9 protein-coding genes and 1 pseudogene are annotated in these 10851 nt (G+C 41.6%); 4 read left to right on the forward strand and 6 right to left on the reverse strand.

The genetic code is table 11. From position 1 onward, the window contains the following. From BLS65_RS18450 to BLS65_RS16035, 3 genes and pseudogenes are all read left to right on the forward strand, one after another. A pseudogene (locus BLS65_RS18450) lies at window positions 1-275 on the forward strand (hypothetical protein); the annotation flags it as partial. Window positions 276-479: 204 nt separating this feature from the next. Continuing rightward, window positions 480-935, forward strand: coding sequence for a Fur family transcriptional regulator (locus BLS65_RS16030; RefSeq protein ID WP_092440828.1), 456 nt, complete (start codon window positions 480-482; stop codon window positions 933-935). 238 nt (window positions 936-1173) lie between these two features. Then, window positions 1174-2436 carry an adenylosuccinate synthase gene (locus BLS65_RS16035; RefSeq protein WP_092440830.1) on the forward strand — a complete coding sequence of 421 codons (1263 nt, stop codon included), beginning with the start codon at window positions 1174-1176 and terminating at the stop codon, window positions 2434-2436. 90 nt (window positions 2437-2526) lie between these two features. Here BLS65_RS16035 and BLS65_RS16040 read toward each other — a convergent pair whose 3' ends face one another. The 3 genes from BLS65_RS16040 to BLS65_RS16050 form a co-directional block, all read right to left on the reverse strand. Then, window positions 2527-3918, reverse strand: a complete 1392-nt coding sequence (locus BLS65_RS16040; protein WP_092440832.1) for an MFS transporter — start codon at window positions 3916-3918, stop codon at window positions 2527-2529. A gap of 257 nt (window positions 3919-4175) precedes the next feature. Next, a complete protein-coding gene (locus BLS65_RS16045) occupies window positions 4176-4637 on the reverse strand; it encodes an SPOR domain-containing protein (RefSeq protein WP_170830172.1) in 462 nt (153 codons plus the stop codon). Window positions 4638-4755: 118 nt separating this feature from the next. Beyond that, window positions 4756-5667 (reverse strand): 4Fe-4S cluster-binding domain-containing protein, encoded by a 912-nt coding sequence (locus tag BLS65_RS16050; RefSeq protein ID WP_092440835.1) that lies wholly within the window; start codon window positions 5665-5667, stop codon window positions 4756-4758. A gap of 70 nt (window positions 5668-5737) precedes the next feature. Here BLS65_RS16050 and BLS65_RS16055 point away from each other — a divergent pair, with 70 nt between their 5' ends. Continuing rightward, window positions 5738-7633: an AMP-dependent synthetase/ligase gene (locus tag BLS65_RS16055; RefSeq protein ID WP_092440837.1), complete on the forward strand. Its 1896-nt coding sequence runs from the start codon at window positions 5738-5740 to the stop codon at window positions 7631-7633. A gap of 137 nt (window positions 7634-7770) precedes the next feature. On the opposite strand, the gene BLS65_RS16060 is transcribed toward BLS65_RS16055, so the two are convergent. The 3 genes from BLS65_RS16060 to BLS65_RS16070 all read right to left on the reverse strand — a co-directional run. After that, window positions 7771-8988 carry a BaiN/RdsA family NAD(P)/FAD-dependent oxidoreductase gene (locus BLS65_RS16060; RefSeq protein WP_092440839.1) on the reverse strand — a complete coding sequence of 406 codons (1218 nt, stop codon included), beginning with the start codon at window positions 8986-8988 and terminating at the stop codon, window positions 7771-7773. Between the two features lie 931 nt (window positions 8989-9919). Continuing rightward, entirely contained in the window at window positions 9920-10321 is a 402-nt protein-coding gene (locus BLS65_RS16065; RefSeq protein WP_092440841.1) for a hypothetical protein, read from the reverse strand. A 199-nt stretch (window positions 10322-10520) separates the two neighbouring features. Further along, window positions 10521-10851: IS30 family transposase (locus BLS65_RS16070; RefSeq protein WP_170830173.1), on the reverse strand; the 331-nt coding region annotated here is incomplete at its 5' end.

Genomic DNA, 10851 nt, shown 5'->3' on the forward strand with positions numbered 1-10851 from the left:
GGATAATGAGAGGCGTGTCAACGAAGTATCTACAGAACTATTCGAATTGGTTTGTCGCGGTAGAAAGGGCAAAGAAGGAGAAATCCTCACCGGAAAAGGTAGGCCGGCAGCTGTTGAAACGCTACCAAGCATGGGATCTATTTACAAACATTGAAGCGCATTACAAGAGTTTCATACAAGCCTACTCAGAGCGCACCTACCGATGTCCAGTGAAACGGTCGTGGAAGTCGCAAAATTGGAATAGTGGAGTAATTCAGGTTAGTGCAGCATTTTAATGCTAACAAAATATTATCAACAACATTTTTTTAGATTACAGCCATTCGGTAAAGCGTGTTGAAAAAATCGAGGAGTAAATATAGGGTGCTTATCTAAAACAATTATAAAGAAACCCTGTTCTTTCTTTTAAATAAATCTAAATTAGCATTAGGTTTGCAAAGAAATTACTACTTTTAGACAACTCGTTTTAGCAATGCACAACTATGATTTGCATCAATTCTAAGGACACTGTAAAGAAGATATTTACTGAATACCTTGAGCGGCGCGGACATCGAAAAACGCCTGAGCGATTCGCTATCCTTGACGAAATATATACCCGTGAGGGTCACTTCGACATTGAGACGCTCTATATATTCATGAAGAATAAGAACTATAGGGTATCTCGTGCTACACTTTACAATACCATCGAACTATTACTCGAGTGTGGGCTCGTAACAAAACATCAATTTGGGAAAAACATGGCCCAATTCGAGAAGGCCTACGAATGTAGCCAGCACGACCACATGATTTGCACGGAATGCGGCAACGTCATTGAGTTCTGCGATCCTCGAATCCAAGAAATACAAGAGACAGCAGGAAGTCTGATGAATTTCAAAATTGCCACCCACTCACTATATTTTTACGGCATTTGTAGCGAATGTGTCGAAAAGAAAAAATAATGATCCAGCGCATCCCAATAGGTGCGCTTCTTTTTTAGCCATTTCCTCTCCTCAAAAAGCGCACCTCACTTTCCTAAATTATTGCTACCTTAGGCTGCAATTACCAGCGTAGGCATTGTGTGCACAACAACCACAACAAAAGGCAATTAAATTATAGAGCCTATACAATTCGCACCATCCTCCCGGAAATTGCAACAGACACTTGCAGTAGTAAAAGGTTCAAATAATATTTTTTCTCATGAAAGCAGATGTTCTTCTCGGACTCCAATGGGGCGACGAGGGTAAAGGAAAAATTGTGGATGTGCTTGCCGAGCGATACGATGTAATTGCACGTTTTCAAGGAGGTCCAAATGCTGGTCACTCCCTCGAGTTCAACAACATTAAGCATGTTCTTCACACCATCCCATCCGGAATATTTCGCGAAGGAGTGGTTAATCTCATCGGGAATGGCGTTGTTATCGATCCCGTTATCTTTGCAGAGGAAGTGGGTAAACTAAAAGCCATGGGCGTTCATCCTGAAAAAACGCTTTATATTTCGAAAAAAGCACACTTAATACTGCCAACTCACCGTATCTTGGATGCAGCCTCCGAGGCAGCAAAGGGAAAAACAAAAATCGGCTCCACCCTCAAAGGAATTGGGCCTACGTACATGGATAAAACTGGTAGGAATGGACTGCGCGTTGGCGACATTATCTCCCCAAACTTCCGTAAAAAATACGATGCGCTCACCAACAAGCACAAGGAGATAATCAAACAGTATAACTTCGAATTCAATACCTCCGACTATGAAGCCAAGTGGTTAGAAGGCGTTGATGTCCTTAAATCGATGATGCTGGTAGATAGCGAATATGAAGTAAATAGCCTTCTCGATCAAGGAAAATCGGTTCTGGCTGAAGGAGCACAGGGCTCTTTGCTAGACATTGACTTTGGTAGCTATCCCTTTGTTACGTCATCCAATACCGTATGTGCTGGTGCATGTACAGGACTTGGCCTTGCTCCCAACAAGCTTGGAGAGGTATTTGGTATCGTAAAGGCCTATTGCACCCGAGTTGGCAGTGGACCATTCCCTACCGAACTAGAAGACGAAACAGGAGAACGATTACGAAAAATCGGTTTCGAATTTGGAGCTACCACCGGCAGGCCGCGTCGCTGTGGCTGGCTCGATCTAGTGGCACTAAAATACGCCATTATGCTTAATGGAGTTACCCAACTCATACTCACCAAGGCTGACGTGCTTGACTCATTCGAAACTATCAAAATAGCCGTTGCCTATAAGGTAAATGGGAAAGAAACCCAACGTCTCCCTTACGATATAGAGGAACCAATTGAGCCCATCTATCGTGATTTTAAGGGATGGAACACTCCTATTGTTGACCTCCGAAAGGAGAGCGAACTTCCGACTGAACTAATGGAATATATTCGATTTATCGAAACTGAAACTGGAGTGCCAGTTACCATTGTCTCGGTGGGACCAAATAGAGTTGCAACTATTAGCAGATAGCATAACGCCTCTTCGAGGAAAACTCAAAAAAAGAAGGGCTGCTCAAATGAGCAGCCCTTCTTTAATTTTATACTATTCGCGAGATTATATTTATTTCACGATATTCGGCAATTGAAGGCCATAACCCTTTTTCTTATCTTCAATTTTGAGTAGGAAAGCAAAAATAAGTGCTAAAACACCAAACCCAGTAAAGATAAGCATTGGCAACGTGTAGTTATAAGTATTTACAGTAAGGCCATCTCTTACAACCTGACCTGTAATACAATACTTCTCAAGAACCCAACCAATTAAAGCAGGAACACCCATCAATCCCCAGTTCTGAACCCAGAAAATAAGAGCGTAAGCAGTTCCTAACTGTTTCTCAGGAATGATCTTTGGTACTGAAGGCCACATAGCCGAAGGAACCAAAGAAAAGCCAACACCCAATACCAAGATTAGTATAATGGCCATAATCCAATGGTGAAGGAATGGAACTGAGAATAGTGCATGAACTGCAATAATGAGCAATGAGCCAATTATCATAATAGTTGCTCCCTTACCCTTTCTATCATACAGATTTCCAAAAAATGGAGTAAGTAAAATTGTTCCAAAAGGCAACATGGAAGGAATTGTACCTGCTAACTCTTCACTAACTCCGAATTTATTAATCATCAAATCGGTAGCATATTTCAGGAATGGAAAAACAGCAGAGTAGAATAGTACACACAAAATAGCAATATACCACCAACCCTTATTTGTAATAATTTTGAAGATATCTGAAATTTTGAAAGCGTCTTCATCCATTTCAGCTTGGGTCTTTTGAACCTCAGATGCATCTAACTTTTTGTCCATGAACATATACATGACAAAAGAAAGAAGTCCAATACAAAGCAAAATTAAAGCAAGTAAAATTGGCCTTGAGACATCAACAACACCAAAGGCTTTAGCGATAGGAACAGCAGTTGCAATTGCTAAACCGGTTCCTAAACGAGCAGTGGCCATTTCGAGACCCATAGCCAAAGCGAGTTCTTTTCCTTTAAACCATTTGTAAATAATCTTTGAAACCGTAATACCCGCGACTTCAACACCAACAGCAAAAATGGCGAATCCTAAGCCTGCTATGAAAACTTGTGCTGGAGCTTCAAACCAAAGCACTTTCCATACCTGACCATCAAGTGAATGGGTAGAAATCGCCCAAAATTTAATGATAGTTCCACAAACCATTATTATGGTTGCCATCAATCCGGTAAACCGAACGCCCATCTTGTCGAGGATAATACCACCAACAATAAGCATTCCAAGAAAAACGTTAAACCAGCCATAGGCACTATTAAAAAAACCAAAATCGGAACTACCCCAACCAAGTTTTCCTTCTAGTAGACCTTTCAAAGGCGCCACAACATCGGTTAGATAGTAACCACAGAGCATCGTAAATGCAACTACTGCAAGAGCAGTCCACCGAGCTGCTGCAGAATCGCGTAATGTTTGCCTAATTTTTTCCATTAGTTTATTATGTTAAATTTTATAGGTTAAGGTTAGAATTTTGTTGGGAACAAAAATAGAAAGGTATTTTAATAATCAATCATAAATCCATATATAAAGGGAGATTTTCTGAGTATTTTTAATGGTTATCATTAAGACAGTCCACAATCTTTAAATTCCTACCCAAAATGAAACAACCTCGAATTCGGCACAAAATCTATATACAGAAAAAACCTCATCGTTTCGGACAAGGTTTTTCATGTAGGGAATACGATAACTTAATAAACCCAAAGTTCCATTGGAGTCTGGTTACCTTCATTAATTTTTCTGATTTCGGCAGCAGCCGCACCATAGGTTTCAAAATGACCAATAGATACTAAGTTAAACCCATTCTCCGACTGTAGAATAGTTACCTTAAAACTCATTCCTTCCACATCCTTAGCAAAGGCAGTGGCATAGTTGGCTACTTTAAAACTACCGATGATCACATCATACCCAGATTTATTTTTGCCCGCAATGGCTTTCGCCTTGTCGCTTTCCGCCATTTGCTTTGCTTCAGCCTTAATTCGTTCTTTCTCCAAGGATACTAATCTTAATGAATCAGTCCGAAGGCTATCGGCTCTTGCTTGCGCCAACTGCTCCTGTTTCTTATCCTTAATCCACCCCTTTTTTTTCATGTAATCGCAACTCCCCAACAGGAGTAATAGGGAGAGAATAGAGATAGGGAGAATTCTTTTCATAGCAGGTAGTGTTAATTTATAAATCATAGTATCTCAAGTCTGTCAATAAAGACAGAACCAAAGTAAAACAATTTTGTGAATGTTGGAGCAATATATGGTGATTTTAGACAAAAAACTGTTAAAACGGCTCTTTTTTGTCAAAGTTTGGGTTGTAGTTATGGGCGCTACTCAACTCCTGTATCCAGCCTTTGTGAAATCCCACCTGATTGAAATGATGAGTAACGCATTCATACTCCTCGGAAGAAAGTTGCCGATTAAGGGTTGGTTCACGATGAATAGCAAATGGAGGAGCATACTGTGCCATTATGGACAAATGCAGGTTTAGGGATAATTCTTCTGCAATAATATCCAACACGTCTAAGCTGTTTTGAACAAATCCAGGCAAAACCAAATGGCGAATAATCATCCCACTTTCGGCTATGCCACTATCATCGACACTGAGATAGTTCCCCTTTTGGCGAAACATCTCTTTAATTGCAGGCAAAGCAGCATCGAGATAATCCGGGGCAGCGGATAATCGCAGCCCCAACTCATTCGATCCATATTTAAAATCGGGAAGGTATATATCCACAACAGTCTCAAGACTCTTTAATGTTTCAACCCTATCGTAGCCGTTTGAATTATATAGTATTCGTGGAGCATAATTACGTCGTTTCAACTCATTCACTATTTCAACCATTACAGAAACTTGGTGCGAAGGGGAAACAAATCCTACGATCTTTGCACCTTTATCCAAATCGCGCGCTATGGCATCGCACGCCGTTGAAATAGAGTATCGACTTATCGTTTCACTGGAATTAATGCTGATTTGGTGGTTTTGGCAGTAAACACACTGCAAGTTGCAATGGCTAAAAAAAACATTGCAAACACCATGACTACCGCTTAGCACGGGCTCCTCACCATGATGAAGGCATACCGATGCAATGGCAGGCTCAAGCGTGGTAGCACAATAACCATTTATACCGCCACCGCGAGAAGCGTTGCAGCGCCGTGGACATTGATTACAGAGGTTAGGATCGAGTAATTTCATTATATCGGATTGCCACAAAAATAGTATATTACCGCGTTTTTTAACCTACTAAAAAAATATCCATACCGGAATGAAGACCATAATAGACCTATTCGAGGAGAGTGTAAACAAATTCAATACAAATCCCTTTTTATGGGAAAAGAAAGAGAGCGAATTTAAACCGACCACCTATAGTGAAACAAAGGTGGAAGTTGATCGCCTTACAGCCGGGCTCATTGCAATAGGGATAGTTTATGGCGATAGGGTTGCGCTCCTTTCGGAGGGACGAAATTTATGGATAATTAGCGAGTTGGCATTACTACAAGCAGGTGCCATAAATGTACCTCTTTCCGTAAAGTTGGAAGAAAGCAATGAACTTCAGTTTCGGATTGAACACTCAGAAGCTTCTGTAATTATCTGCTCGGCGAACCAACTTCCAAAAATTCGAGCAACAATAAATAAGCTACCGTTAGTAAAGACGGTTGTTATACTTGATCAGACCAGCGACCTCCAACCGGGAGAAATGACTATCGGTGATGTATTGAAAAAGGGCGATGAACTTCTATTGTCGAAACCCAATGCGGTTGCCGAAGCCAAAGCCATGGTAAAGCCAAACGACTATGCCAATATTAGCTATACATCAGGAACCACCGCTGATCCAAAGGGTATTATTCTCTCCCACCGCAATTATACTGCCAACGTGGAACAGGCGCTCACCCTGATGGAGATCCCCACCAGTTTTAAAACGCTGATAATTCTTCCGCTTGACCATTGCTTTGCGCATGTAGGGGGATTTTACTCCTTCATGGCTAAGGGAGCCAGCGTAGCAACCGTTCAAGTGGGACGGACTCCTTTGGAAACGCTTAAAAATATTCCGATTAACATTAAGGAGATTAAGCCAGACCTGCTACTTAGCGTTCCTGCACTAGCAAAAAATTTCCGCAAAAATATCGAGGGTGGCATTAGGGCTAAAGGGCCGATGATTGAAAAGCTTTTTAATCATGCGATGAAAATCTCCTACGCCTATAATAAGGAAGGCTACAATAAAGGACGAGGACTTGTGATTGCATACAAACCCTTAATGTGGCTATACGACAAAATACTATTCACAAAAATCAGAGAGAACTTTGGTGGTGAATTGAAGTTCTTTATTGGAGGTGGCGCACTGCTCGACATTGACTTACAACGATTCTTTTATGCCATTGGAGTTCCAATGTTCCAAGGCTATGGCCTTTCCGAAGCCACACCAATAATCTCATCAAACTCACTCAAGCGACACAAGTTAGGGTCATCCGGCTATTTAGTCGATTATCTCGACCTTAAAATAGTGGATGCCAACGGGAATAGCCTGCCTATAGGAGAAAAGGGGGAGATTGTCATAAAAGGGGAAAATGTGATGATTGGCTACTGGAAAAATGAGAAAGCCACTGCCGAAAGCATTAAGGATGGATGGCTCTACACAGGCGATCTTGGATTTATGGACGTTCATGGATTCCTACACGTGCTTGGTAGGTTTAAGAGCCTGCTCATTGGAAGTGATGGCGAAAAATATAGTCCAGAGGGTATAGAGGAGACCATGGTGGAGCATTCAAAACTCATCGACCAAGCCATGCTTCACAACAACCAAAATGCTTACACCGTAGCGCTACTGGTTCCAAATAAAGAGGCATTAAAACGCCATATTACAAAAGCAGGATTGACGTGGGGCACAACGGAGGCTGCCGAAGAAGCCATAAAAGCAGTTCAGGCAGAAATCAACCGTTTCAAGAAAGGCGGAGATATCCAAGAGATGTTTCCCGACAGATGGCTACCGACAACCTTTGCGCTACTTCCGGAACCCTTCACGGAACACAACCACATGCTTAACTCCACAATGAAAATGGTTCGGGGGAAAATTGAGAAGCACTACGCAGAGTCAATCTCCTTCCTATTCACGGCCGAAGGTAAAACACCGATAAACAGTAAAAACATTAAAACGCTGATGTAACGAAGAACAAAAAGGAACCTAGAGTGGTTCCTTTTTCATTTCGAAGAACGACATCCGCAAGAGTCTGAAAACCGTTTCAATTAAAGAGAAAATATTTAAAAACATTACGAAGTTCACTGCTCTTAGAGAGGACGAGGTTACTCTAAAGTCCTAATTGCCTTGCCAACCAAATGTGCGGTAGAGAAAGCCGCTTGAATATTATAGCCGCCCGAATCACCATCAATATCGAGCACTTCACCGGCAAAATACAATCGAGATACCAGTTTCGACTCCATAGTTTTAGATGAAACTTCATTCAGACTAACACCACCAGCAGTAGTCATGGCAATCTTAAATCCGCCTACCCTCTCAATTTCGAAAGGGTAACAACAGAATAAAGACACCAAGTTACCTCTCCGCTTTGCATTAATATTAGAAAGGCACTCCGCAGGATCGACCCCAACCTCATCCAGCACAATTCGCATGAGGCTTTTAGGCAATTCATAATTCCGAAGCAAGGACTGTATGGTTCTACTGCCATCTTGAACGGCAGTATCAATAAACAGCTTGCGAAATTTATCCTCATTGCAATCGATAAGGTTTACCATCAGAACATCTCCTGCCTCAAAATATCGAGAGAAATCAATGATGCCCGGACCACTAATTCCTTTATGGGTAAACCCAATATCGCCCCGATGCTCGTGAATCTTTTTACCATTTCGAAAAAGATATAAAGGAATATCCGCAAGCGAAACGCCTGACAACTCCTCCATTCGATAATTCTTTACAAAAATCGGTGTTAACGCAGGTTTAATGGGAACAATCGCATGACCAAGCATTTTAGAAAGAGTATACCCATCGCCCGAAGAACCGGTGGTAGGATAGGAATTTCCACCAGTAGCAATCACAAGATTTTCACAAGAAAAGGTTTTCAAGGATGTTTTCAGTAGGAAAAATCCATCATTTCTCTCAACAGAAGTAACAGAACAGGAAGTATTAATCGTTACTCCAACCTTTTGGCATTCGCGCAGGAGAGAGTTTAGAACATCTTCAGCTTTTTCGGTTTGAGGAAACACCTTACCATTCTTGTCGGTAATCGTGTTTAGTCCACGCAGCGCAAAGAAATTGATTAAGTTCAGGTTAGTAAACTCTTTCAGTGCCCGTTTCACGAAGCTACCATGATCACCATACCGATGAAAGAAGTTAGTAATATCCCCATCATGAGTAATGTTGCAGCGTCCAGAGCCCGCAATGAGCAACTTTCTCCCAGGCTGAGTATTTTTCTCCAAGACTAGCGTATCGTTACGTCCTATTGAGATTGCTGAGAACAATCCAGCAGGTCCACCACCTATGATAATTGTATGAAACGTTTCCAATCGCGATTTTTAATTAAGTGCTACTACACAAAGGTAAGGATTAAAGAGAACTAATGGACAACGTGAACTTGGAGTAGGGATTTTGAAACAGCAACAAACCTGCATAATCTATAGCCACGCAGGCGGCGCAACAGCAACTTTAAAGAACAGAATTACCAGTAAAAAAAACAGGTTGATATTGTACAATCTCGCCGTTCTTGATTAAAAAAAAAGCATCACCATAGGACGCTAGTAGGATCACGCAAGGTCCAAGAAAGCGTCAACGTCAGAGTTCGGAACATCAAAGTCGGAGTAAAAAGCCTCGACAGCGGTGTAGAAAGTTTCGACCCTGTAGTTTGAACCGTCAAGTTGAAGCGGACGTCTCGTTCCGCTGCAACGTTCCTTCCGTTGGTGGAAAGAGCGGCAAGCCCGTAGGGCTTCAATGCGAATAGCCTCCGATGAAATCGGAGGTTGGTAAACAGCTGCGCCGACAGAATAACCCTGTCAGGTATTCTGAAATTCGGGAGCTGCACGCGACAACCTGATGGTAGATTTTGATACCATCCCTGACAGGGTTTTACACGCGAAACAAATCATATTCCTAACAAAACCTACCGAAAACAGCTACGCCGCCAGAATAACCCTGTCAGGGATTCTGAAATTCGGGAGCTGCACGCAACAATCTGATGGTAGATTTTGATCCCATCCCTGACAGGGTTTTACACGCCCCACCGAAATGGCAGGTAGGCGTTTCGGCGGAGGGGTCCTTTACCATCATACCAACCACCCCACCTACCCATTATCTCTAACCAACCCCACAAAAAGAGATGCAGGCATTACACCCACATCTCTTTTTTATAACCATAACCCCAAATTGCACCATTGACATCCTTGCTGTATGGGCAATATGTCTGCCAACCTATTCGGTGACCCCATACCGTAAGCAAAAGGCTTATTTAGGAACTGGTATACTATTCCAACCCTCTGGTGGTGCTTGCTGAATCGCGTAAGGCACAGGATTATGAATTAACATCTCTCCATTATCCGGATGCTTACTTGAATACACTACATAATATCTACCATTAGGTATAATAAAATAATCATTATATCCAATATGCGTAAGCCCATCATACTGAATACCATTTACTTTATAAGAGTAAAACACGTTATTTCCGGATTTTGCGGTACCAACTATTTTGATAGTCAAACCAATAGTATACTGGGAATTCCTTTTTCTGTCATCCACCTCGTTATATTCATCAATAAGAATATAAATAAGAACAATTAATGCAATAGTAGCAACAATATATACAGACTTAACCGTAGTCAATCCTTTCGTTATACGTTTATCCATTCTGAAATAATTATTTGGTATCAGACTGATTCCCAACACTTGTTACAGTATTTTTCACTGTTTGTGCAGACCCTTCATTAAAAAGTTTCATAGTCTTCAACATTATCATATTCGTCTTAGCAATGCTAGCATCAAGATTATTTCCTATGTTCTCAAAATGAATCATTGAATTAGTTTCCTTCTTAATTAATTGCAAGATTCAACTCACAAATGCAACTTGGGTTAACTGATTATATGTTAAGAGGGGAGAGATAAACCCTAGCCTTTTTCTAGGCCGACTGTTAAGAATATCTTCGACCCACTGAACCTGCTCTTGTGTTATCGTTTTAAAGTCCGTTTTCTTCGGGAAATACTGCCTTACCAAGCGGTTTGCATTCTCGTTAGCGCCGCGCTCCCAGCTGTGGTATGGCCGTGCAAAGTAAAAATTTATTTGCAACTTTTCGGCAATAACCTGATGTGCTGCAAACTCCTTTCCATTATCAGCGGTAATAGTGTGCATTTGGTGTGCCAACGGGGATAGCGCCTCCACT

The organism is Williamwhitmania taraxaci (assembly GCF_900096565.1).
Classification (GTDB): Bacteria; Bacteroidota; Bacteroidia; order Bacteroidales; family Williamwhitmaniaceae; genus Williamwhitmania; species Williamwhitmania taraxaci.